Annotated in this window: 20 protein-coding genes; 11 read left to right on the forward strand and 9 right to left on the reverse strand. The window is 67.4% G+C overall.

Going from position 1 to position 24,363, the window contains the following annotated elements; translation table 11 throughout:
- The first annotated feature begins 1 nt into the window (after window position 1).
- From F7Q96_RS09820 to F7Q96_RS09830, 3 genes are all read left to right on the forward strand, one after another.
- A complete protein-coding gene (locus tag F7Q96_RS09820) occupies window positions 2-1,033 on the forward strand; it encodes a threonine aldolase family protein (RefSeq protein WP_053822248.1) in 1,032 nt (343 codons plus the stop codon).
- Window positions 1,034-1,101: 68 nt separating this feature from the next.
- A complete protein-coding gene (locus F7Q96_RS09825) occupies window positions 1,102-1,689 on the forward strand; it encodes an NUDIX domain-containing protein (protein ID WP_053822247.1) in 588 nt (195 codons plus the stop codon).
- Between the two features lie 55 nt (window positions 1,690-1,744).
- Window positions 1,745-1,972 (forward strand): sulfurtransferase TusA family protein, encoded by a 228-nt coding sequence (locus F7Q96_RS09830; protein ID WP_006578930.1) that lies wholly within the window; start codon window positions 1,745-1,747, stop codon window positions 1,970-1,972.
- 208 nt (window positions 1,973-2,180) lie between these two features.
- On the opposite strand, the gene galU is transcribed toward F7Q96_RS09830, so the two are convergent.
- Together galU and F7Q96_RS09840 are read right to left on the reverse strand one after the other, a co-directional pair.
- Window positions 2,181-3,050 (reverse strand): UTP--glucose-1-phosphate uridylyltransferase GalU, encoded by an 870-nt coding sequence (gene galU / locus F7Q96_RS09835; protein ID WP_006578933.1) that lies wholly within the window; start codon window positions 3,048-3,050, stop codon window positions 2,181-2,183.
- A gap of 146 nt (window positions 3,051-3,196) precedes the next feature.
- Entirely contained in the window at window positions 3,197-6,064 is a 2,868-nt protein-coding gene (locus F7Q96_RS09840) for a valine--tRNA ligase (RefSeq protein ID WP_151022573.1), read from the reverse strand.
- Between the two features lie 369 nt (window positions 6,065-6,433).
- Here F7Q96_RS09840 and F7Q96_RS09845 point away from each other — a divergent pair, with 369 nt between their 5' ends.
- Together F7Q96_RS09845 and F7Q96_RS09850 are read left to right on the forward strand one after the other, a co-directional pair.
- On the forward strand, window positions 6,434-7,132 hold the full coding sequence (locus F7Q96_RS09845; RefSeq protein ID WP_158507265.1) for a TetR/AcrR family transcriptional regulator: 699 nt from the start codon (window positions 6,434-6,436) through the stop codon (window positions 7,130-7,132).
- Between the two features lie 100 nt (window positions 7,133-7,232).
- Window positions 7,233-9,593, forward strand: a complete 2,361-nt coding sequence (locus tag F7Q96_RS09850) for a UvrD-helicase domain-containing protein (protein WP_053822245.1) — start codon at window positions 7,233-7,235, stop codon at window positions 9,591-9,593.
- 80 nt (window positions 9,594-9,673) lie between these two features.
- On the opposite strand, the gene F7Q96_RS09855 is transcribed toward F7Q96_RS09850, so the two are convergent.
- The 4 genes from F7Q96_RS09855 to F7Q96_RS09870 all read right to left on the reverse strand — a co-directional run bounded on the left by F7Q96_RS09855 (window position 9,674) and on the right by F7Q96_RS09870 (window position 13,283).
- A complete protein-coding gene (locus F7Q96_RS09855) occupies window positions 9,674-10,465 on the reverse strand; it encodes a BPSS1780 family membrane protein (protein WP_053823160.1) in 792 nt (263 codons plus the stop codon).
- A 67-nt stretch (window positions 10,466-10,532) separates the two neighbouring features.
- The gene (locus F7Q96_RS09860; protein WP_053822244.1) at window positions 10,533-11,516 is read right to left on the reverse strand and encodes a homoserine kinase; all 984 of its coding nucleotides are present in this window, start codon (window positions 11,514-11,516) and stop codon (window positions 10,533-10,535) included.
- 179 nt (window positions 11,517-11,695) lie between these two features.
- Window positions 11,696-12,136: a hypothetical protein gene (locus tag F7Q96_RS09865; protein ID WP_390884864.1), complete on the reverse strand. Its 441-nt coding sequence runs from the start codon at window positions 12,134-12,136 to the stop codon at window positions 11,696-11,698.
- 178 nt (window positions 12,137-12,314) lie between these two features.
- Complete coding sequence (locus F7Q96_RS09870) at window positions 12,315-13,283, reverse strand: LOG family protein (protein ID WP_151022577.1); 969 nt, start codon at window positions 13,281-13,283, stop codon at window positions 12,315-12,317.
- Window positions 13,284-13,287: 4 nt separating this feature from the next.
- Between F7Q96_RS09870 and polA the strand changes: the two genes are divergently transcribed.
- From polA to F7Q96_RS09900, 6 genes are all read left to right on the forward strand, one after another.
- Window positions 13,288-16,101: a DNA polymerase I gene (gene polA, locus F7Q96_RS09875; RefSeq protein ID WP_053822243.1), complete on the forward strand. Its 2,814-nt coding sequence runs from the start codon at window positions 13,288-13,290 to the stop codon at window positions 16,099-16,101.
- Between the two features lie 127 nt (window positions 16,102-16,228).
- The gene (locus F7Q96_RS09880; protein ID WP_053822242.1) at window positions 16,229-17,557 is read left to right on the forward strand and encodes an NAD(P)/FAD-dependent oxidoreductase; all 1,329 of its coding nucleotides are present in this window, start codon (window positions 16,229-16,231) and stop codon (window positions 17,555-17,557) included.
- A 217-nt stretch (window positions 17,558-17,774) separates the two neighbouring features.
- Window positions 17,775-18,650, forward strand: coding sequence for a dienelactone hydrolase family protein (locus F7Q96_RS09885; RefSeq protein WP_053822241.1), 876 nt, complete (start codon window positions 17,775-17,777; stop codon window positions 18,648-18,650).
- A 105-nt stretch (window positions 18,651-18,755) separates the two neighbouring features.
- Window positions 18,756-19,313: a nucleotidyltransferase domain-containing protein gene (locus F7Q96_RS09890; RefSeq protein ID WP_053823158.1), complete on the forward strand. Its 558-nt coding sequence runs from the start codon at window positions 18,756-18,758 to the stop codon at window positions 19,311-19,313.
- The gene (locus F7Q96_RS09895; RefSeq protein ID WP_053822240.1) at window positions 19,297-19,752 is read left to right on the forward strand and encodes a hypothetical protein; all 456 of its coding nucleotides are present in this window, start codon (window positions 19,297-19,299) and stop codon (window positions 19,750-19,752) included. Before F7Q96_RS09890 ends, F7Q96_RS09895 begins: the two co-directional genes overlap by 17 nt.
- A gap of 166 nt (window positions 19,753-19,918) precedes the next feature.
- On the forward strand, window positions 19,919-20,764 hold the full coding sequence (locus tag F7Q96_RS09900) for a ZIP family metal transporter (RefSeq protein WP_151022622.1): 846 nt from the start codon (window positions 19,919-19,921) through the stop codon (window positions 20,762-20,764).
- A 64-nt stretch (window positions 20,765-20,828) separates the two neighbouring features.
- Here F7Q96_RS09900 and F7Q96_RS09905 read toward each other — a convergent pair whose 3' ends face one another.
- The 3 genes from F7Q96_RS09905 to F7Q96_RS09915 form a co-directional block, all read right to left on the reverse strand.
- Window positions 20,829-21,707: a sulfurtransferase gene (locus F7Q96_RS09905; protein ID WP_053822239.1), complete on the reverse strand. Its 879-nt coding sequence runs from the start codon at window positions 21,705-21,707 to the stop codon at window positions 20,829-20,831.
- A gap of 183 nt (window positions 21,708-21,890) precedes the next feature.
- On the reverse strand, window positions 21,891-22,811 hold the full coding sequence (locus F7Q96_RS09910; protein ID WP_151022579.1) for a DMT family transporter: 921 nt from the start codon (window positions 22,809-22,811) through the stop codon (window positions 21,891-21,893).
- Window positions 22,812-23,087: 276 nt separating this feature from the next.
- The gene (locus F7Q96_RS09915) at window positions 23,088-24,191 is read right to left on the reverse strand and encodes an aromatic ring-hydroxylating oxygenase subunit alpha (RefSeq protein WP_053822238.1); all 1,104 of its coding nucleotides are present in this window, start codon (window positions 24,189-24,191) and stop codon (window positions 23,088-23,090) included.
- Between the last annotated feature and the right edge of the window lie 172 nt (window positions 24,192-24,363).

Consider the following 24,363-nt stretch of genomic DNA (forward strand, 5'->3'; position numbering starts at 1 on the left):
CATGCAGCATTTCGCCTCGGACAATTACGCCGGCTTCTGCCCGGAATCGCTGAAGTACTTCCTCGAAGCCAACGGCAGCGGGCACGAGCAGGCCTACGGCGACGATTCGTGGACGCAGAAGGTCTGCGACCGGATCCGCGACCTGTTCCAGACCGACTGCGAAGTGTTCTTCGTGTTCAACGGCACGGCGGCCAATTCGCTGGCGCTGTCGGCGCTGTGCCAGTCGTATCACTCCGTGATCTGTCACGAGCTCGCGCACATCGAGACCGACGAATGCGGCGGGCCGGAATTCTTCTCCAACGGCTCGAAGCTGCTGACCGCGCCGGGCGCCAACGGCAAGCTGACGCCGGACGCGGTCGAGGCGCTGGTCACGCGCCGCAACGACATCCACTATCCGAAGCCCAAGGTGGTGTCGCTGACGCAGTCGACCGAGGTCGGCACCGTCTATACGGTCGAGGAAGTGCGCGCGATCTCGGCGATCGCCAAGCGGCGCCAGCTGCGGGTCCATATGGACGGCGCGCGCTTTGCGAACGCGGTGGCGTCGCTCGGCGTGCATCCGTCCGAGATCACCTGGCGCGCCGGCGTCGACGTGCTGTGTTTCGGCGGCACCAAGAACGGCCTGCCGGTCGGCGAGGCGGTGGTGTTCTTCGACCGCAAGCTGGCCGAGGACTTCGCCTATCGCGTCAAGCAGGCCGGCCAGCTGGCCTCGAAGATGCGCTTCATTTCGGCGCCGTGGCTGGGCCTGCTGGAGAACGACGTGTGGCTGGCCAACGCGCGCCATGCCAATGCGATGGCGCAGCTGCTGCACGATCGCATCGCCAGCATTCCCGGCGTGCGCATCATGTTCCCGACCCAGGCCAATGCCGTGTTCGCCGAGCTGCCGCTGCCTGCGATCGAGGCGCTGCGCGCGCGCGGCTGGCGCTTCTATACCTTCATCGGCGCCGGCGGCTGCCGCTTCATGTGCTCGTGGGATCTGCAGCCCGAGACCGTCGAGGCGCTGGCGGCGGACATGCGCCAGGTCTGCGCCGCGTGATCGCGGTCTGACTCCGGCGCGCTGCGCCTTCTAACAGCATTGAGCAAACCGCAAACAGGAATCGAGCCATGCCCTCCTATCGCTACTGTCCCCATTGCGGCACGCCGCTGGTGGCGCTGCCGATGTCCGGGCGCGAACGCATGGCCTGCGTGCAGGACGGCTGCCAGTTCGTCCAGTGGGACAACCCGCTGCCCGTGCTGGCCGCCGTGGTCGAGTACGAGGGCAAGCTGCTGCTGGCACGCAATGCCGCGTGGCCGCCGTCGATGTACGCGCTGGTCACCGGTTTTCTGGAGCGCGACGAAACGCCGGAGGCCGGCGTGGCGCGCGAGCTGAAGGAAGAGACCAATCTCGATGCGCAGTCGGTGTCGCTGATCGGCGTCTACGAATTCATGCGCAAGAACGAACTGATCATCGCCTATCACGTGCGCGCCACCGGCACCATCGCGCTGTCGGAGGAGCTGGCCGACTACAAGCTGGTGGCGCCGGAAAAGATGCGGATCTGGAGTGCCGGCACCGGCTTCGCGGTGGCCGACTGGCTGGCGGCGCGCGGCTATCCGGTGCGCTTCTTCGACCGCCAGACCGGCGAGGACATCCCCGACCCGCGCGAGGCTGCGCGGGCGGAGGGCACCGGCGCGACGCTACAATACCGGCCATGAAGCCTCACGGAAGGCTTGCCGACATCGCCCATACCAAGGAAGCAAGGAAGAGACCATGGAGTTCCAGAAGGAAGTGGACGCGCGCGGGCTGAACTGCCCGCTGCCGATTTTGCGGACCAAGAAGGCGCTGGCCGATATGGCGAGCGGCGAAGTGCTGAAGGTGCTAGCCACCGACCCGGGCGCGACCCGCGACTTCCAGGCCTTCGCCAAGCAGACCGGCAACGAGCTGCTGTCGCACCAGGAGGTCGACAAGGTCTTCGTGTTCTACATGAAGCGCCGGTAAGCAGACCGCGTCGCAAACGACAAAGCCGCCCTCGGGCGGCTTTTGTTTTGGTGCTCCGGCGTGGCGCGCGATACCACCCTTCTCCTCGGCCCTTTCCCCGGCCCTCTCCCCGTGAGGGGAGAGGGAGAACCCGGTACCCAGTGTGCGATGGCAGGAACCGCTGGTTTTCTCCCGTCTTCCGCTTGCGGGGGGAGAGGGCAAGGGCGCCTCAGATCCGCTCGCGCAGATAGCTGCCGAACTCGTCGCGGACTTCGGGATGCTTCAGCGCGAATTCGACCATCGCCTTCAGATAGCCGAGCTTGCTGCCGCAGTCGTAGCGCACGCCCTGGTAGCGGTAGGCCAGCACCTGCTCCTGGCCCAGCAGCGACTGGATCGCGTCGGTCAGCTGGAACTCGCCGCCGGCGCCGGGCTTCAGGTTGCGGATATGTTCGAAGATGCGCGGGGTCAGGATGTAGCGGCCGACCACGCCCAGGTTCGACGGTGCCACTTCCGGGTCCGGCTTCTCGACGATGCCGGCGACCTTGATCACGCCTTCGTCCCACTCGCGGCCATCGACCACGCCGTAAGATTTACTCTGCTCGGGTGCAATTTCTTCCACACCTAGGATGGAGCAGTTGTAATGATTGTAGAGGTCGACCATCTGCTTCATCACCGGCGGCTGGCCGTCGAGCAGGTCATCGGCCAGCATCACGGCGAACGGCGTGTCGCCGACCAGCTTCTCGGCGCACAGCACCGCATGGCCCAGCCCGAGCGCCTCGGGCTGGCGCACATAGAAGCATTCCACATGCGACGGCTTGATCGAGCGGACGACTTCGAGCAGCGCCTGCTTGTTCTTCGCCTCCAGCTCGACCTCGAGCTCGTAGGCCTTGTCGAAATGGTCCTCGATCGCACGCTTGGAGCGGCCGGTCACGAAGATCATCTCCGTGATGCCGGCAGCCATCGCCTCTTCGACCGCATACTGGATCAGCGGCTTGTCCACCACGGGCAGCATTTCCTTGGGGCTCGCCTTGGTAGCGGGCAGGAAACGGGTGCCGAGCCCGGCTACCGGGAATACGGCCTTGGTGACGCGGGTTTCCATAAAAGAGGCTCCTTCTCAGTTTTGATGTCGTCAGCCTTGCGTCAAAGCAAGGCGCATGCCCTGAACCACGCTGCCGGCCTCGAGGCCGGCCCGGACACCGACATCGAGATCGCCGCCGACGCCGTCACCGACGCCGGCGGCCGACCTCATGCCGGCAGCCGTTGCAACTGGTCCTGCAGCTTGGCCAGCGTCTGCTCGAAATCGGCCAGCCGCTGGTTTTCCTGTTCGACCACCGCGGCCGGCGCCTTGGCCACGAAGCTCTCGTTGGCCAGCTTGCCGCGGGCCTTGGCGATCTCGCCGCCGATGCGCTGGATCTCCTTGCCCAGGCGCACGCGTTCGGCGGCGACGTCGATCTCGATCTTCAGCAGCAGATGGCTGCCGCCGACGATGGCGACCGGGGCACCGGCGCCTTCGGCCATCAGGGTCTGCTCGTCTTCGAAGACGCGGACCTCGGAAAGTTTCGCCAGCGCCTGGATATAGTCCTTCGCCGCGTGCAGGAACGTGTTGTCGCCGTGCGCGTACAGCGGGATCCGCTGCGCCGGCGAGATGTTCATTTCGCCGCGCAGGTTGCGGCAGGCATCGACCATCGCCTTGAGCTGCGCGACCCAGGCCTCGGCCGTTTCGTCGATCTTCGCGGCGGCCGCCAGCGGGTAGGGCTGCAGCGCGATCGACTCGCTGCCGTCGCCCTTGCCGCGGCCGGCCAGCGGGCCGACCTTCTGCCACAGCTCTTCGGTGATGAACGGGATGATCGGATGCGCGAGACGCAGCACGGTCTCGAGCACGCGCAGCAGCGTGCGGCGCGTGGCGCGCTGCTGCGCCGGCGTGCCGTTCTGGATCTGCACCTTGGCCAGCTCCAGGTACCAGTCGCAATACTCGTCCCAGACGAACTTGTAGATCGCGTTGGCGATATTGTCGAAGCGGTATTCGGCGAAGCCCTTGTCGACCTCGGCCTCGACCCGCTGCAGCAGCGACACGATCCAGCGGTCGGCCTGCGAGAAGTCGAGATAGCCGTCCGGGCCGCAGTCCTGGTTGCACGGCCCCATGCCGCAGTCGTGCCCCTCGGTGTTCATCAGCACGAAGCGGGTCGCGTTCCACAGCTTGTTGCAGAAGTTGCGGTAGCCCTCGCAGCGGCCGGTGTCGAAGTTGATGTTGCGGCCGAGCGTGGCCAGCGAGGCGAAGGTGAAGCGCAGCGCGTCGGCGCCGAAGGCCGGAATGCCGTTGGGGAATTCCTTCTTCGTCTTGGCTTCGATCTTCGGCGCATCCTTGGGCCGGCGCAGGCCGGTGGTGCGCTTCTTGAGCAGTTCGGGCAGCTCGATGCCGTCGATCAGGTCGACCGGATCGAGCGTGTTGCCCTCGGACTTGCTCATCTTCTTGCCTTCGAAGTCGCGCACCAGGCCGTGCACGTACACGTCCTTGAACGGGACCTGGCCGGTGAAGTGCTTGGTCATCATGACCATGCGCGCGACCCAGAAGAAGATGATGTCGTAGCCGGTGACCAGCACCGACGACGGCAGGAAGTGCTGCAGCTCGGGCGTCTGCTCGGGCCAGCCCAGCGAGGAGAACGGCACCAGCGCCGACGAGAACCAGGTGTCCAGCACGTCCTCGTCGCGGCGCAGCGTTCCTTCGAAGCCGGCCGCCCGCGCCTGCGCGCGCGCTTCCTCTTCGGTGCGCGCGACGTAGCAGTTGCCGGCCTCGTCGTACCAGGCCGGGATCTGGTGGCCCCACCACAGCTGGCGCGAGATGCACCAGTCCTGGATATTGGCCAGCCACTGGTTGTAGGTGCTGACCCAGTTTTCCGGGATCAGGCGGATCTCGCCGCTCTGCACGGCATCGAGCGCGACCTCGGCGATCGAGCGGCCGGGGTAGAAGGTGCCCTCGGGCGCCGGCTTGCTCATCGCGACGAACCACTGGTCGGTCAGCATCGGCTCGATCACGCTGCCGGTGCGCTCGCTCCTGGGCGTCATCAGCCTGTGCTTCTTGACCTCGACCAGCAGGCCCTGCGCGTCGAGGTCGGCGACGATGCGGCGGCGCGCCTCGTAGCGGTCCAGGCCCACGTACTGCGCCGGCGCGTTGTCGGCGATCTTCGCGTCCAGCGTCAGCACCGAGATCTGCGGCAGGTTGTGGCGCAGGCCGACCGCATAGTCGTTGAAGTCATGACCCGGCGTGACCTTGACCACGCCGGTACCGAATTCGCGGTCGACGTAGTCGTCGGCGATCACCGGGATCTCGCGATCGGTCAGCGGCAGCTTCGCCATCTTGCCGATCAGGTGCGCGTAGCGCTCGTCCTCGGGATGGACCATCAGCGCGACGTCCCCCAGCATCGTTTCCGGACGCGTGGTGGCCACCGTCAGATGGGTCTGGCCGGTGCGCGTGTCGGGCTCGACCAGCGGATAGCGGATATGCCAGAGCGAGCCTTCCTCCTCGACGCTCTCGACCTCCAGGTCCGATACGGCGGTGCCCAGCACCGGGTCCCAGTTGACCAGCCGCTTGCCCCGGTAGATCAACCCCTGCTCGTGCAGCCGGACGAAGACCTCGGTGACCACGCGCGACATCTTCGGGTCCATCGTGAAATATTCGCGGCTCCAGTCGATCGACGCGCCCATGCGCCGCACCTGCCGCGTGATGGTCGATCCCGACTCCTCCTTCCAGGCCCACACCTTCTGCACGAAGGCCTCGCGGCCGAGGTCGTGCCGCGAGACGCCCTGCGCGTCGAGCTGGCGCTCGACCACGATCTGCGTCGCGATGCCGGCGTGGTCGGTGCCGGGGACCCACAGCGTGTTGGCGCCCCGCATGCGCGCGTGGCGGGCCAGGCCGTCCATGATGGTCTGGTTGAACGCGTGTCCCATGTGCAGCGTGCCGGTGACGTTGGGCGGCGGCAGCTGGATGGCGAAATCGGGCCGGTCCGGGTCGAGGGTGGGCTTGGCGATGCCCCGTTTTTCCCACTCGGGGCCCCATTTGGCCTCGATGGCGGCGGGTTCGAAGCTCTTGGCTAGGGACTGGTCTTGGGCGGTCATGCTGGGATGTCGATCGATGCGTGAAGGCCGAGCGAGCCGGTGCGGCTCTCGCGGTCTGGTGCGCGCCTGGCGGGCGCGGCCAAAGGGAGACAAGCCCTAAATTATAGGGGAGCCCGCTCGGTGACGCCCAAAATGCCCATGCGGGGCGCGCCTGCCCGCCGCGCGCCGCCTCATATCCACCGCAGGACGAACCGCAGTATCGCCGCTTCGACACCGCCGATGCGTTCGCTAGAGCACGGTCGCGGCACGCCGCGGGCCCTATCGTCTGCGTTGGGGGCTCGGGCAGGGGACGCCGCATGGCGGTCCGGGCGGGTTGCCGGGGCGCGGGCGGGCCCGGCGGTGCAGTCGGCCGACGGCCGGGTCGTGGACATGAGCCAGAACGAAAACGAACACAATCAGGGAGGCGCCGCCGGCCACAGCCTGGCGCCGCTGCTGCTGCGCCTGCGCCGGGCTCCGGTGCGGGCGCGCGGCCGGGTCACCTTCGAACGCATTCTCGATACCACCGCGTCGCTGCTGGACGAGGTCGGCGTCGAGCGGATCACCACCAATCTGATCGCCAGCCGCGCGGGCATCAATATCGCGACGCTGTACAAGTACTTTCCGAACAAGCTGTCGGTCATCAACGCGCTGTTCGAGCACCAGATGCGCCAACGCGCGGCCGATTCGCTGTCGGTGCTGCCGTCGGCGGGGACGGTGGCGGACTGGCGCGCGGTGGTCGATGCGGTGTTCGACCAGGTGCGCAGCGCGCGCAGCCGCCAGCCGGGCAGCATCGCGCTGCGCCGGGCCATGCAGTCGTCGCCGGAGCTGCGCCGCATCCACGATGCCACCAGCCGCGAGGTCGCCGAACTGCTGGCGCGCTGGCTGATGCAGAACCAGCAGGTCGCCGAGGACGACGCGCGGCTTACCGCGCGCTGCGCGATCGAGGTGCTGACCGCGCTGATGGACCTGGGCGAGGGCGAGGACGAGGCCGTGCGCGAGCGCATCCACGCCGAGGCCCGGCGCCTGCTGAAGGCCTGCCTGGCGCCGTGCTTCGAGCCGCGCGGGCGCGACGGCGCGGCGGTGCCATAGGGCGCAGGGCAGGGCCGCGGCCCGGCGCGACGGGCAGCGGTGGCGGGGGCCGGAGAGGGGCGCGCCGTTATAATGGCCCGATTCCTCAAGGCCCCTCCCGATGTCCGACCTGCTTGCCAATCTGAACGCCGAACAACTTGCCGCCGTCACGCTGCCGGACGAACCGGCGCTGATCCTGGCGGGCGCGGGCAGCGGCAAGACGCGGGTGCTGACCACGCGGATCGCGTGGCTGATCCAGAACGGCCGGGTGTCGCCGGCGGGCATCCTCGCGGTGACCTTCACCAACAAGGCCGCCAAGGAGATGCAGACGCGGCTGTCGTCGATGCTGCCGATCAATACGCGCGGCATGTGGATCGGCACCTTCCACGGCCTGTGCAACCGCATGCTGCGCGCGCATTTCCGCGATGCCGGCCTGCCGCAGACCTTCTCGATCCTCGACAGCCAGGACCAGCTGTCCGCGCTCAAGCGCCTGCTGAAGTCGCTCAATGTCGACGACGAGAAGTACCCGGCCAAGAACCTGCAGTACTTCATCAACAGCGCGAAGGAGCAGGGCCTGCGCGCGGCCGACGTCGAGGCCAACGACGACTTCAACCGCCGTTTCGTCGATCTTTATGCGGCCTACGACGAGCAGTGCCAGCGCGAGGGCGTGGTCGATTTCGCCGAGCTGCTGCTGCGCTGCTACGAGCTGCTGCGCTACAACGACGCGATCCGCCAGCACTATCAGCACCGCTTCCGCCATGTGCTGGTCGACGAGTTCCAGGACACCAACGTGCTGCAGTACCAGTGGCTGAAGCTGCTGGCGGGCTTCGGCACCGGCAATGCGGCGGCGGTGTTCGCGGTCGGCGACGACGACCAGAGCATCTATGCGTTCCGCGGCGCCAATGTCGGCAACATGCGCGACTTCGAGCATGAATTCCGCGTGCGCCATCTGATCAAGCTGGAGCAGAACTACCGCTCGCACGGCCATATCCTGGACTCGGCCAACCACCTGATTGCCCACAACGCGCGCCGGCTCGGCAAGAACCTGCGCACCGACGCGGGCCACGGCGAGCCGGTGCGGGTGTTCCAGGCCGGCACCGACGGGCAGGAGGCCAGCTGGCTGGTCGAGGAGATCCGCGACCAGATCGCGCAGGGGGCCAGCCGCGCGGAGATCGCGATCCTGTATCGCAGCAACGCGCAGTCGCGGGTGATCGAGCACGCGCTGTTCTCCTCCGGCATTCCGTACCGCGTCTATGGCGGGCTGCGCTTCTTCGAACGGGCCGAGGTCAAGCACGCGCTGGCCTATCTGCAGTTGCTGGAGAATCCGCGCAACGACGCCGCCTTCGCCCGCGTGGTCAACTTCCCCGCCCGCGGCATCGGCGCGCGTTCGATCGAGTCGCTGCAGGACGCCGCGCGGCAGTACAACTGCGCGCTGTCGGAGGCGGTCGCCTATGTCGCCGGCGCGGCCGGCGGCAAGCTGGCGTCGTTCGTGCGGCTGATCGACCAGATGCGCTTCGAGACCCGGCAGATGACGCTGGCCGAGACGGTCGAATACGTGATCAATACCAGCGGGCTGATCACGCATTACCAGGCCGAGAAGGAAGGCCAGGACCGCATCGAGAACCTGCGCGAACTGGTGACCGCGGCGCAGGCCTTCGTGGTCGAGGAGGGCTACGGCCTCGACGCGCCGGCCAATGCGATCCCGGTCAGCCGCCGGCAGAGCCTCGATCGTCCGCTGCCCGCGCTGGCCGAGGGCGACCAGGAGCAGCAGGTGCTGGACCCCGAGGCGCTGCCCGAGGTGATGACGCCCCTGGTCGCCTTCCTGACCCACGCGTCGCTGGAGGCCGGCGACAACCAGGCCCAGGCCGGACAGGACGCGGTGCAGATGATGACCGTGCACGCGGCCAAGGGGCTCGAATTCAATGTGGTGTTCATCACCGGCCTGGAGGAAGGGCTGTTCCCGCACGAGAACAGCATGCTCGACGCCGATGGCCTCGAGGAAGAGCGCCGGCTGATGTATGTGGCGATCACGCGGGCGCGCGAGCGGCTGTACCTGTCGTTCGCGCAGAGCCGCGTGCTGCATGGGCAGGTGCGCTACCACATCCGTTCGCGCTTCTTCGACGAGCTGCCCGAGGGCGCCCTGAAGTGGCTGACGCCGCCGGCGCAGAGCTACGGCGCGCAGCGGCGCCAGTCATCCGAAAGCGCGTGGGGGCGCGACTGGTACAAGCGGGCCGAGGACGTGCCCTATACCGGCAGCCGCGCGACCGGCGGCATGGATACCGGCAACGGCTACGCCGACCAGAAGCGGCAGGCCGAATCGGGCTGGCGCATCGGCCAGCAGGTCTTCCACAACAAGTTCGGCGAGGGCGTGATCAAGGCGCTGGAAGGCGAGGGCGCCGACGCGCGCGCCAATATCGAGTTCAAGCGCCACGGCGCCAAGTGGCTGGCGCTGTCGGTGGCGAAGCTGGACGCGATCGATTGAGCGTGGAGGGGGGCGAGCGCGGCTTGCCCCCTTTCTTCCGGCCCCTCTGCCGCGCGGGAGAGGGGAGGCGACCCAGGGTGTCAGGCCGCCGGCGTGTCCCCGTTCGGCGGCGCGATGTTGAAGCAGCCGCGATAGGTCGCGTAGAACGAGCAGTACAGGATCGCCAGCATCAGCAGCGAATAGGGCGTGACCAGGAAGGACAGCACGCCTTCGGCGCCGAACGCGCTGAAGATCGCTTCGAGGAAGAAGGGCACCGCCACCAGCAGCAGCGCGAACAGCAGCGCATAGGTGAAGAAAGCCCCGCGATTGCGCCAGCAGGCGGTCCAGCTGAAGAACAGCGCCTTGACCGGCGGTACGTTGTGCCAGGCGGCCAGCAGCGGCGCGAACCAGAACAACATCGCGATCGGGGTGTACAGCGCCGCGCCGATCAGCAGCGCGTAATACAGCTGGCGGATCGCCTCCTCGGTCGGCGGCTCTTCCTTGAGCAGCACCGGCAGCAGCGCGCGCATGTCGACCAGCGTGCCGGCGATCAGGCTGAGCACGAACACCAGCCCCGCATAGATGCCGCCCAGGATCAGCAGATGGCGCGCGGCCTGCTTGCCGTTGCTGCGAAAGCCGGCCAGCAGCACGGTGGGCATCACCTTGCGGTTCTGGATCACCTCGCGGCACGCGGTCATGATGCCGACCGACAGGCCCGGCGTCAGCACCAGCAGCGCGACGATGCCGATCAGCGGAATGAAGATCGCGATCTGCGCGGCGATCAGATAAATGAACAGCAGCATCAGGAAGGTCAGCGGGTTCTTGCGGAACAGCCACAGACCCTGGCGGAACCAGACGTAGCCTTCCTTGGCGGGGACTTCCAGTAGTTGCATGACGAATCGGGTCCGAATCAGTGCGGCGATCAGGTGCGACAAGCGGGGCTGCCGGCGGCGGCGCCCGTCAGGTCCAGGGAAGCGCGGTGGCGGCGATGCGCCGGCGCAGGATGCGTTCGAAGTGGGTCGGGTCGTGCGGCTGCAGCATGTCGGCCTCGCGCGGCAGATGGTAGTCCCACAGCCGCGAGACCCAGAAGCGCAGCGCGCCGGCGCGCAGCATGTGCTGCCAGTGCGCGGCCTCGACCGCGTCCAGCGGTCTGACCGCATGATAAGCCCGCAGCAGCGCCGTCGCGCGCGGCGCGTCCAGTTCGCCGCTGGCCAGGTCGATGCACCAGTCGTTGACGGTCACGGCCAGATCGAACAGCCATTTGTCGTCGCCGGCGAAGTAGAAATCGAAGAAGCCGCCCAGCCTCGACTGGCCGTTGCCGGCATCCTCGAACAGCACGTTGTCGCGGAACAGGTCGCAATGGCAGGGGCCGCCCGGCAGCGCGGCATAGTCGGCGCCGCCGAAGAACGCGCTCTGGAACGCGAGCTCGTCCTGCAGCAGCGCGCGCTGGCTGTCGTCCAGGAACGGCAGGATCTCGCCCTCGGTCTCGCGCCACCACGCGAGGCTGCGCAGGTTCGGCTGCTGGCGCGGATAGCCGCGGCCTGCCAGGTGCATGCGCGCCAGCATGTCGCCGACCTCGGCGCATTGCTGCGCGTTCGGCGACAGCTGCGAGCTGCCCGGCAGCCGCGTGACGATGGTGGCGGGCTTGCCCTTGAGCGTGCGCAGGATCTCGCCGTCCTTGCCCGGCATCGGCGCCGGCACGCGGATGCCGCGCTTGGCCAGATGCGCCATCAGGTGCAGGTAATACGGCAGCTGTTCGAAATGCAGGCGCTCGAAGATGGTCAGCACGTAGTCGCGCGTCTGGCCGTCCCGCTCCATCGTCACGAAGAAATTGCTGTTCTCGATGCCCGAGGGAATGCCGCGCAGCGCGCGCAGCGAACCGAGGTCGTAGTCGAGCAGCCATTGCGCGATCTCGTCGTGCGAGACCGTGGTGAATACAGCCATACTGTCTTGTCTGGTTGGAACCGGATGTAAAGCCGGATGGCGCCGGCGGGCAGGGCCCGCGGCATGCCGTGGCGCCGCGGGCAGCGGCGTCCGGCGCGGCCCGGAAGCGAACCCCCGGGCCGGGAGCGGTGAAACGTCGGATGGCGCGCGCGGACGGGGCGGCCCCGTCCGCGGCAGGCTCAGAACTGCAGCACGCGCACCGAAGGCACGCGATTGACTTCCCGTTCGCGGATGCGCGGCGAGCTGTCCTCGGGACGGCTCATCTGGTACTGCGTGCCCGCGCCGGACCTCACTTCGATATCGACCTGCTGGCCGCGGCGGTCGCGGTATTCGCGCACCTGCGTGCCATCGGCCTCGTTCAGCTGGAAGCTCGGCTCGCGCGGATGATTGAGCTGGGTCTTCGCCGACGGCGCGATGGGCTGGTTGTTGATCTCGTTCAGTTCCTGCTGGGTCAGCGCGCCGTTGTCGTCGGCGGCCTGCTGTGCGGACTGCTGTGCCAGCGCGGCCGGCGCGGCGATCAGCGCGAGCACCGTCGCGGCCAGCGTCAGGCCGCGTCGCGCAACCCCGGGCAGGGGCTCCGGCTCGTCCGCGCTGGCGGCCGGAAAGGAATGGGAGGTCATCTCGGGCTCCTGTGCGATGCGCGCGGCGTGCCGGCGCATCCGAATGGGCGCCGCGCGCGGCGGGGCCGGGCGCGACTCGGGCATCAGGCTTGCATTCTAGCAATTCCTGCCGCCCGCGGGCCCGTGGCGAGGCGGTTCGGGCACTCGGAACAAGCGGGCGGCGGCCCGCCGGCGCCACTCACAGGTAGAACATCTCTTCCTTCGGCGGGATCGGCGTATCGCCGCCGCGGCGCTCGTAGTAGTCGTAGACGGCTTCCAGCACCTCGTGCGGCTCGTCGACGATCTGCATCAGATCGAGGTCGTGCTCGGCGATCAGGCCCATCGGCAGCAGCGTGAAGCGGAACCAGTCGAGCAGGCCCTTCCAGAAGCGGCTGCCGACCATCACCACCGGTACCGCGCGCGACTTGCCGGTCTGCACCAGCGTCAGCACCTCGGCCAGTTCGTCGAGCGTGCCGAAGCCGCCCGGCATCACGATGAAGGCGTCCGAGTTCTTGACGAAGGTCACCTTGCGCGTGAAGAAATGGCGGAAGCGCATGGCGATGTCCTGGTACGGATTGCCCTGCTGTTCGTGCGGCAGCTCGATATTGAGGCCGACGCTCGCCGACTTGCCCGCGTGCGCGCCCTTGTTGGCCGCCTCCATGATGCCGGGGCCGCCGCCGGAGATCACGGCGAAGCCCGCGTCGGAGAACAGCCGGGCGATGTCGATGGTCTGCTGGTAGTACGGGGAATCCTCGCGCAGCCGCGCGCTGCCGTAGATCGAGACGGCCGGCCGGACCTCGGACAGGTACTCGGTCGCCTCGATGAACTCTGCCATAATCGTGAACATTTGCCACGAGGCGCGCGCTTTCTTGGCGGTCGCGCGGTCTTCGTCGGCCAGCGCACGCAGGCTGGGAATCATCTTGCGCGGGTTGGACCGCGCCGCCTTGGCGGACGCCGGTGCATCGGCGGGCGAGGCGGTATCGCCCGGGCCATCGTCGGCGGGGCCGACGGTAACGTTCACATCCATATCCGCAGCCGTGGTGATCTTGCCTTCGTTGGCACGGACCGCCGCGGTCACGGGGTTGCTGCGGCTGCCGGCCACACCGTTGGCGTGGTCGGGGGCGGTGGAATCACCGCTTGCCGCGGCACCAGTCAATTTCGAGTCCATGGGAATGTCGGATAGTCCTAAAACACTGCTGCTCGTCGATGGGTCGAGCTATCTGTATCGCGCTTATCACGCGCTGCCGGATCTGCGCAACGGCGAAGGCCTGCCCACGGGGGCCATCTACGGCATGATCAACATGCTGCGCAAGCTGCGCAACGATTACCCGGCAGAGTATAGCGCCTGCGTGTTCGACGCCAAGGGCAAGACCTTCCGCGATGCGCTGTACCCCGCATACAAGGAACATCGCCCCTCGATGCCCGACGATCTCGCCAGGCAGATCGAGCCGATCCACGAGGCAGTGCGCGCGCTGGGCTGGCCGATCGTCGTCGTCGATGGTGTCGAGGCCGACGACGTGATCGGCTCGCTGGCCTGCCAGGCCACCGCCGAAGGCATCCGCACCGTGGTGTCGACCGGCGACAAGGACCTGGCGCAGCTGGTGAACGACAGCGTCACGCTGGTCAATACGATGAGCGGCGAAATCCTCGATCCTGCCGGCGTGCTGGCCAAGTTCGGCGTGCCGCCCGAGCGCATCGTCGACTATCTGTCGCTGATCGGCGATGCGGTCGACAACGTGCCGGGCGTGCCCAAGGTCGGCCCGAAGACCGCGGTCAAATGGCTGACCGAATACGGCACGCTCGACGGCATCATCGCCAACGCGGACAAGATCAAGGGCGTGGTCGGCGAGAACCTGCGCAATACGCTCGAGTGGCTGCCGCGTGCGCGCGAGCTGGTGACGGTGAAGATCGACTGCGACCTGTCCGAGCCGATCCCCGATTTCCATGCGCTGCGCGACATGGGCGAGGACAAGGAGAAGCTGGTTGCGTTCTTCTCGCGCTACGGCTTCAAGACGTGGCTGCGCGAGCTGACCGGCGAAAAGCTGCCCGACGCGCGCGCGCAGGCCGCCGCCGCGGCCTCGCGCAACGGTGCGGGCCAGGGCAGCCTGTTCGATGGGCCCGGCGCGGCAGCGGGCGACGCGGCGCCGGCCGAAGCGCCGCCAGCCGAGATCCGCTACGAGACCGTGGTCACCGAATCGGCGCTCGAGGAATGGGCGCGCCGCATCGAACGCGCCGAGCTGACCTGCATCGATACCGAGACCACGTCGATCGATCCGATGCAGGCGCAGCTGGTCGGCATCTCGCTGTCGGTCGAGCCCGGCATCGCCTGCTATATCCCGGTCGCGCACCAGGGGCCCGACGTGGCCGGCATGGAAGGCCGCGGCCAGCTGCCGCGCGACGTCGTGCTGGCGCGGCTGCGCGCGTGGCTGGAAGATCCGGCGCGCTACAAGGTCGGCCAGCATCTGAAGTACGACGTCCATGTGTTCGCCAACCACGGCATCGCGCTGCGCGGCATTCGCCATGACACGATGCTGCAGAGCTACGTGCTGGCCTCGCACCGCAATCACGGCATGGACAGCCTCGCCGAACGGCTGCTGAACCTGAAGACGCTGACCTACGAAGAGGTCTGCGGCAAGGGCGTCAACCAGCTGTGCTTCGACCAGATCGATCTGGCGCGCGCGACCGAGTACGCGGCCGAGGACGCCGACGTGACGCTGCGCCTGCATCGCAAGATGTATCCGCAGCTGGAGGCGGCCGACGGCCTGCGCTACGTCTACGAGCGCATCGAGATGCCGGTGTCGGTGGTGCTGCAGAAGATCGAGCGCAACGGCGTGCTGATCGACGCGCCGCGCCTCGCCGCGCAGAGCGCCGAATTGGGTCAGCGCATGATGGAACTGGAGCAGCGCGCCTACGAGGCCGCCGGCCAGCCGTTCAATCTGGGCTCGCCGAAGCAGATCGGCGAGATCCTGTTCGGGCGGATGCAGCTGCCGGTCGTCAAGAAGACCAGCAGCGGCGCACCGTCGACCGACGAAGAGGTGCTGCAGAAGCTGGCCGAGGACTATCCGCTGCCGCGGCTGCTGCTCGACTATCGCGCGCTGTCCAAGCTGAAGTCGACCTACACCGACAAGCTGCCGCGCATGGTCAATCCGGCCACCGGCCGCGTGCATACCAGCTACGGCCAGGCCACCGCGGTGACCGGCCGTCTGGCATCGACCGAGCCGAACCTGCAGAACATCCCGGTGCGTACCGAAGAGGGCAGGCGCATTCGCGAGGCCTTCATCGCGTCGCCGGACCATGCGATCGTGTCGGCCGACTATTCGCAGATCGAGCTGCGCATCATGGCCCATATCTCGGGCGACGAGAACCTGCTCGGCGCCTTCGCGCGCGGCGACGACATCCACCGCGCCACCGCGGCCGAGATCTTCGGCGTGGCGGCCGATGCGGTCAGCAGCGAGCAGCGCCGCTATGCCAAGGTCATCAACTTCGGCCTGATCTACGGCATGAGCGCGTTCGGACTGGCGAGCAATCTCGGCATCGAACGCGAGGCGGCCAAGCACTATATCGACCGCTATTTCATGCGCTATCCGGGCGTGGCGCGCTACATGGAAGAAACCCGGCAGACGGCGCGCGAGCAGGGCTATGTCGAGACCGTGTTCGGCCGCCGCCTGTGGCTGCCGGACATCAACGGCGGCAACGGCCCGCGCCGCCAGGCCGCCGAGCGCGCGGCGATCAACGCGCCGATGCAGGGCACGGCGGCCGACCTGATCAAGCTGTCGATGATCGCCGTGCAGGACTGGATCGAACGCGAGTCGCTCGGCACGCGCCAGATCATGCAGGTGCACGACGAACTGGTGCTGGAGGTGCCGACCGCCGAACTGGAGCTGGTGCGCACGCGCCTGCCGGAACTGATGTGCGGCGTGGCCGAGCTGCGCGTGCCGCTGGTCGCCGAGACCGGTGTCGGCGCGAACTGGGAAGAAGCGCACTGAGCGAAAGGGGCCTCACCCCGGCCCCGTCTTGCCAAGTTTGCTGCATTGCAGCAAACTGACGCAGAAGAATGCAAGCGGCAGTACCCGCCGGCGAGCCGGCGGTCCGACCATCCAGAACGGATAGAACATGCAAACAAGCGCGCATCGGATTGTCGTAGTCGGCGGTGGAGCAGGTGGGCTGGAACTGGTAACGCGTCTCGGCGACAAGCTGGGCAAGCGCGGCGCCGCCCATGTCACGCTGGTGGACCGTTCGCCCACGCACATCTGGAAGCCGCTGCTGCACGAGGTCGCCGCCGGCAGCATGGATCAGAACACCCACCAGCTCGAATATGCCGCGCAGGCGCTCTGGCACCATTTCGAGTTCCAGCAGGGCGAACTGACGGGCCTGGATCGCGCGCGCAAGACTATCTCGGTGGCCGCCTGCGTCGATCAGGACGGCATCGAACTGCTGCCCGCGCGCGAGATTCCGTATGACACGCTGGTGCTGGCCATCGGATCGATCACGCATTTCTTCGGCACGCCGGGCGCGGCCGAGCATGCGATCGCGCTCGATACCGTCGAGCAGGCGGAGCGCTTCCGCCGCCGGCTGATTTCCGCCTGCGTGCGGGCCCAGAACGGGCTGGCGCGGGACGACGACGATGGCGATGGACGCCCCGACGTCGATGTCGTGATCGTTGGCGCCGGCGCGACCGGGGTCGAGCTGTCCGCCGAGCTGCGCAATACCGCGCAGGTGCTGAACGCCTACGGGCTGCATCGTCTGGACCCGCGCCGCGACATCCATATCACGCTGATAGAGGGCGGCCCGCGCATCCTGCCGGCGCTGTCCGAGCGGGTGTCGAAGGAAACCGCCGAGCTGCTGGGCAAGCTGGACGTGCGCATGCTGGTCGGCGAGCGTGTCACCGAGATCGCGCCCGATGCGGTACTGACGGCCAGCGGCAAGCGGATCCCCGCCGAGCTGACGGTCTGGGCGGCGGGCATCACGGCGCCGCCGGTGCTGAAGACGCTCGACCTGCCGTTGAGCCGGCAGGGCCAGATCGTCGTCAAGCAGACGCTGCAGAGCGAGGGCGACCCGGACATCTTTGCGTTCGGCGATTGCGCCAGCTGCCCGTGGCCCGCCAAGCAGACCACGGTGCCGCCGCGCGCGCAGGCCGCGCACCAGCAGGCCAGCTTCCTGTACGACGCGCTGCGCGCGCGGCTGGAAGGGCGGCCATTGCCGGAATTCCAGTTCAAGGATCTCGGCTCGCTGGTGTCGCTGGGCCGCTTTACCGCGGTCGGCAATCTGATGGGCGGGCTGATCGGCGGCTCGATGTTCATCGAGGGGCTGATGGCGCGGCTGATGTACACCTCGCTGTATCGGATGCATGTGATGGCGCTGCATGGCGCCGTGCGCATGGCGCTCGATACGGTGGCCCACTGGCTGCGCAGCAAGACCCATCCGCGCGTGAAGCTGCACTGAGCGATTCGCCGCCGCTTGGCCAAGGTGCGGCGGGGTGCGGCAGGGCGACAAGGCGCGACAAGGCGCGACAAGGCACAGCGAGGCGACGGCGCGGCTCCCGCGGGCCGCCGCCCTGCAGCGTGCGCTGGACACCATGTTTGCTTAGAATCGCCTTCCTGATGCTCCGGCTCGTCCGCTGGCGCAGCGTCCGTCCGTTCGCCAACATCAGGAGACCCGCATGCTCAAGCCCGAAGTGGAAAGCCTCGTACCCGGCCAGACGTTCGACCGGCGCAGCTTCGTCAAGACCGCCCTCGGCTCTGCCTTCGCCGCCGCTGCGCTGCCGGTCACCGCGCAGGCGATCAAGACCGATTTCGAAGGGCTGACGGCGGGCGAAGTCACGATCCCGTCCGGCGACTTCAAGATGCCGATCTACCGCGCGATGCCGCAAGGCAAGCGCGATCTGCCGGTGGTGCTGGTGATCAGCGAGATCTTCGGCGTGCACGAGTACATCGCCGACACCTGCCGGCGCCTGGCCAAGCAGGGCTATCTGGCGGTCGCGCCGGAGCTGTTCGCGCGCCAGGGCGATCCGACCAGCTTCGGCACGATCCAGGAACTGCAGCGCGAGATCATCGCCAAGACGCCGGACAGCGAGGTGCTGGGCGACCTCGATGCGGCGGTCGCATGGGCCGGCGCCAATGGCGGCAATGTCGGCAAGCTCGGCATCACCGGCTTCTGCTGGGGCGGGCGCATCGTCTGGCTCTACGCCGCGCACAGCACGCAGCTGAAGGCGGGCGTCGCCTGGTACGGCCGGCTCAGCGGCGACACCACGCCGCTGCAGCCCCGCCATCCGCTCGATATCGCCGCGCAGCTGAAGGCGCCTGTGCTTGGCCTGTACGGCGGCAAGGACACCGGCATCCCGCTCGAAGCCGTCCACAAGATGAAGACGGCGCTGGCGGCGGCCAACAATCCGGCCGCCCGCGCCTCGCAGTTCATCGTCTATCCCGAGTCCGGCCACGCCTTCCATGCCGACTACCGCCCGAGCTATCGCGAGGCGGACGCGAAGGACGGATGGCAGAAGTGCCTGGCCTGGTTCAAGGAGCATGGGGTGGCGTAGCGCATAGGCCAGGCATCTCGCCTTCGGCGCGACGCTTCGCTCGCGAATCCCTATAATGGGTACGATCGTACCTAAATTGGGGATATAGTGGGACTGGCCGATTTCATGTTCGCACCCGCGGTTCAGCGGGTGTTGGCACGTGTGTACGGCGAGCCGACACGCACTTTCACACTCAGTGAACTGATCGAGCATGCCGGAGGAGGGCGCGGCAACAGCCAGCGCCACGTCCAGCGGCTGATCGATGCCGGCGTGCTGTCGGAGCAGCCAAGACGCGGCAACCAACGGGTCATTCGCGCCAATACCGCGTTTGCGCTCTATCCCGAGCTGCAGAGCATCTGCAGCAAGTCGTTTGGCCTGGTCGAACCGATACGGGCTGCCTTGCGGCCGTTAGCCGGCGAAATCGCGGAAGCCTTCCTCTTTGGCTCCGTAGCGCGGCAAGAGGACAGCCATCGCAGCGATATCGATCTGATGGTGATTGGGACGGCGCCGATGATGGCGCTAATGGACGCAATGCTGAAAATCGAGGTGGAACTTGGTCGCCCTGTACATCTGAATGCGTACTCTCCTGCCGAATGGGCGGATCTCGTGAGCAAGGACCCCGTCGTTGCGCGAATTGCCGCCGGTTCGATCGTGAGGGTGCTCCCTGATGTCCCGGCCACATGAATATCAAAATCTGATTCGTCTCAACTGCTTTGCCGAACAACCGCGAACGCCGGGCGCGCTCGAGGCCTATTTGGCCAATGCACGTGCTTATTTGGCTGCCGGCCGGCAACTGGATGCCGACGAAGCGCCCATGCCGGTCTTTTCCATCGCATACGAAGGGTTTTTCCAGGTAGTCCAGGCAGTGCTGGAATTCCACGAGGTACGGATTCGCGATGCCGGTCGCAATATGGCGATTCAGCGCGTCTGTGCGGACCTGGGAATGACCAACGCTGAATTCGCTTTCGTGGTCAACGCCCACATGCGGCGCAATGGCACCAGCTATACCTCTCCCTTTCCTCCCATTTCGGCGAGTCAGGCAACAGCCCTGCTGTCGATACTCGACAAGTACTTGAAAGCGGCCCAGCGCTTGACCGGCACAGCGGGGGGTGCACAGCAATAGCGAGGCGACGAACTGCCAGCGTGCCGCAGGCCCATTGCAAAATCCCCCGACCTCCGTACAATGCGGGCTTTGCGCCTCTTGCAACAGTGTTGCGTTTATACGGACGGATGCGGCCTGGCCGCGTGGCCGGCGACGACACAGGCAGGGGCGAACCCTCCGGGAGCCCATCATCTTTTCCACGCTCGTCTTGATCCTGCTGGCCACCACGATTTCCGGCGTGGGCAGCATTCTCGGTGCCGCCTTGCTGTCGCTGACCGCGGCGTCGCGCGCGGTGGAGCGCATGGTCAGTTTTTCGGTCGGCGTGCTGCTGGCGACCGCCTTGCTGCACTCGCTGCCGGAGGCGTTCGCCTCGGGCGCCGACCCGCGCGCGCTGTTCGGCACGCTGCTGGCGGGCCTGCTCGGCTTCTTCCTGCTGGAGAAGATCTCGCTGCTGCGCCATTCGCACCACCACGAGGGCGACGGCCATCATCACCATCACGGGCATGATCGCGAGGAGGCCGGCCGCAGCGGCCTGACGATCCTGGTCGGCGACACCTTCCATAATTTCGCCGACGGCATCGTGATCGCCGCGGCGTTCCTGGCCGATCCCAAGATCGGCATCGTCACCGCGCTGGCGATCGCCGCGCACGAGATCCCGCAGGAAGTGGGCGACTTCATCGTGCTGCTCAACGCCGGATTCTCGAAGGCGCGCGCGTTTGCCTTCAATCTGCTGTCGAGCCTGGCCGCGGTGGCCGGCGGTCTGGTGGGGTACTTCCTGCTCGACGAGATGAGCGGCTGGGTACCGTATGTGCTGGTGATCGCCGCCAGCAGCTTCCTCTATATCGCGGTCAGCGACCTGATGCCGCAGATGCAGCGCAAGCCGCGCTGGCGCGAGTCGATCGTGCAGGTGGTGCTGGTGGCCGCCGGCATCGCGGCGATCGTCTGGGTGACCGACGGCGTCCACGATCACCACGGCCACGGCGAGGCCGGCCATGGCGGGGCCGGCCATGCGCATGCGCACGCCGACCATTGAGTGGAACCGGCCGCGGCGCCACGCGGGCGGCTGATTGCGCCAGCGGCGGCCTGCCGCCTGCGGTCTACCGGTCCCCGGTCGCGACCGGCCGCGCCGGATCGGCGCACCACTCGCTCCACGAGCCGGGATAAAGCGCCGCGCCCGAGAGTCCCGCGACTTCCAGCGCCAGCAGGTTGTGGCAGGCGGTGACACCGGAGCCGCACTGCATCACCGCGCGCTCGGCCGGCGTCGCACCCAGCACGCCGCCGAATTCGCCGCGCAGCGCCGCGGCAGGCTTGAAGCGGCCGTCGGGCTGCAGATTGTCCTTGAAGCAGCGGTTGACCGCGCCGGGAATATGGCCGCCGACCGGGTCCAGCGTTTCGTTCTCGCCGCGGAAGCGATCCGGCGCGCGGGCATCGACGACCAGCCGCGACGGCGACTGCAGATTGGCCATCAGCGTATCCGCGTCGACGGTGCCGACCAGCGAAGGGCGCCGGGTCAGGTTGCCGCCGGCATGGGCTTCGGGCTCCGGCGTGGTGCCGCTCTCCAGCGGCAGGCCGGCGGCGATCCACGCCTGCTTGCCGCCGTCGAGCACGGCCACCGCTTCGTGGCCGATCCAGCGCAGCAGCCACCAGGCACGGGCCGCATACATGCCGCCCTGCGCGTCGTAGACCACCACCTGGCTGTCGTCGTTGACGCCCAGCGCGCGCAGGCGCGCGGTCAGCGCGTCGGGATCGGGCAGCGGATGACGGCCGTTGCGGCCGGTCTTCTCGCCCGACAGCTCGTTGTCCAGATGCAGGTAGAAGGCGCCGGGCAGATGGCTCTGATGGTAGGCCGCGCGGCCGGCGGCCGGATCGGCCAGGTCGAAGGAGCAATCGATCAGCACGCTGTGCCGGCCCGTGTCCTGGCGCAGCGCATGCAGGTCGGGGCACGAGATCAGCGTGGTCCAAACGGCTTGGGGCATCGTAAAACCTGTCTAGTGGCGACGGATCGTCGAGGAATCTCGATGATCGCCGAAAGTGGCGCCTGCCGCCATCGGAGCGAGGCTGACGCGGGGCGGGTTCTGGTGGCGCGCCGTGCCGCCGGTGCCGGCCTGGTGTTCCCCCTTTCCCGCTTGCGGGAGAGGGGAGTTCCAGGGCCCTGGGGCCTACACCTCGGGGTGGACCTCCGCCTCGGCCGACTTGACCGGCGTCGCCGCCGTCGGCTGGCTGGTGCTTTCGCGCGCGCGGGTCAGCGTGGTGGCGATGCCGCTGGCGATGATCAGGCCCATGCCGAGCCACGACAGCCAGTTCAGCGCATCGTTCCAGATGATCATGCCCCACAGGCTCGAGAACACGATGCCGGCGTATTGCAGGTTGGCGGTCAGCAGCGTGTTGCCGCGCTTGTAGGCGCGCGTCATCGCGGTCTGGCCGAGGGTGGCCAGGATGCCGATCCCCAGCAGCAGGCCGGCGCCTTGCCAGGTATGGCTGCTGACGCCCGAGAACATCATCCAGACCACTCCGGCCAGCGTGCCGACCAGCGAGAAATAGAACACGATGCGGCCCTCGGGCTCGCCCAGCTGGCCCAGCTGCCTGACCTCGACATAGGCCAGCGCGGTGAACATGCCCGAGATCAGCCCGACCAGGCCGCCGGTCAGCTGATCCTTGCCGACCGACGGCTGCAGCAGGCAGATGACGCCGGCGAACGACATCACGATCGCGCCGATCAGCTTGCGGTCCGCGCCGCCGGCGGTGCCGGCCAGCGCCGCGCCGGCGCCGACGATCAGCGCGATCCAGACCGGCGACATGTAGTTCAGCGTCATCGCCGTGGCCAGCGGCAGCAGGCTGATCGACGTGAACCACAGCATCAGCGCGGTCACGCCGAACAGGCTGCGCTTGATATGTGTGGTCATATGCGGCGTACGCACCGAGGTGCCGCCGGAGGCGAGGATCGCCCAGATGATCAGCATGCTGATCAGGCTGCGGTAGAACACGATCTCGCCGGTGGTGTACATCTCGGAAGCCAGCTTGACGCCCACCCCCATCAACGAGAACGAGAAGGCGGCGAACAGCATCCAGAGCGATTGCATGGCGAGGGAAGGCGAGAACGGCGGGGAAGTCGGTATCCGCGGCGCCGCGCCAGTCGGGCGCGGCAGCGTGCCGGGCGGCAAGTGAGGTGACAGCCGCTTGGCGAGCCGATTGTAGCAGTGCTGATGCAATGCACCAAAGCCCGATGGGCGGTCATCGCCCAACAGCTTGCAAGGCGGCGTGCGAAGCGGTGGCGCCCGGGCGGCGGCAATGAAAAACGGACCGCCGCGGCGGTCCGTCTTCATTCAGGCACGGCGGCAGGACAGCCCGCCGGTCGTTCAGGCCACCGACCCCATCGCGCGCCGATACCACTCGTGGAAGTGCTGCATGCCGTCTTCCATCGGCGACTGGTACGGGCCGACCTCGTTCTCGCCGCGCTTCATCAGCGCCAGGCGGCCGGCATCCATGCGCTCGGCGATCTCGTCGTCCTCGATGCAGGTTTCCATATAGGCGGCCCGCTCGGCCTCGACGAACTCGCGCTCGAACAGCACGATTTCCTCGGGGTAGTAGAACTCCACGACGTTGCGGGTCTTGCGCGGGCCCATCGGGTGCAGCGTCGAGATGACCAGCACGTTCGGGTACCACTCGACCATCACGTTCGGGTAGTAGGTCAGCCAGATCGCGCCATGCTTGGGCAGCTCGCCGTTGTTGAAGCGCAGCACGGCGTCGTGCCACTTCTGGTAGGTCGCGCTGCCGGGCCGCTTCAGGCCGGCGTGCAGGCCCACGGTCTGCACGCTGTACTGTTCGCCGAACTCCCACTTCAGGTCGTCGCAGGACACGAAGCTGCCCAGGCCCGGGTGGAAGGGCACGACGTGGTAGTCCTCGAGGTAGACCTCGATGAAGGTCTTCCAGTTGTAGTCGCAGTCGTGTACCTCGACGTGGTCCAGCATGTAGCCGTCGAAGTTCAGGTCCTGCGAGACGCCCAGGCGCGCGAGATCGGCGCGCACGTCGCGCTCGCCCTCGAACAGCAGGCCGTTCCAGTTCTGCAGCGGCGAACGTTTCAGGTGCAGGCAGGGCTGCTGGGCGAAATGCGGGGCGCCGAGCAGCTCGCCCTTCAGATCGTAGGTCCAGCGGTGCAGCGGGCAGACGATATTGGAGGCGTTGCCGCGGCCGTTCAGCATGATGGCCTGACGATGGCGGCAGACGTTGGACATCAGTTCGATGCCCTCCGGGTTGCGCACCAGCATGCGGCCCTCTTCCTCGGCGGCGAGCGTATGGTAGTCGCCGACTTCGGGCACCATCAGCTCATGGCCGACATAGGCGGGGCCCTTCTTGAACAGCAGATCCAGTTCCTGTTGATGCAAGGCCTCGTCGAAGTACGCACGGACGGGCAGCTGTGTATCAGCCGGCGCCAGCTTCAGCGCGGTGCTGAGATTGGACATTATCCCCACTCCCTAATAAACAGGCGAAAGCAGTGAACAACCCAACCATCGAAATTGAAATCGATATGGGAAAGACGGTCAGACCGTGGCCCGCGGGCATGGTGCCCCGGTTTCCGCTGACGAACCGGGGATTGTACCCCAGCCGGGGGATAAGGGCCTGATTTTTTTGCCT

This window comes from Cupriavidus gilardii, from assembly GCF_008801915.1.
Taxonomy (GTDB): domain Bacteria; phylum Pseudomonadota; class Gammaproteobacteria; order Burkholderiales; family Burkholderiaceae; genus Cupriavidus; species Cupriavidus gilardii.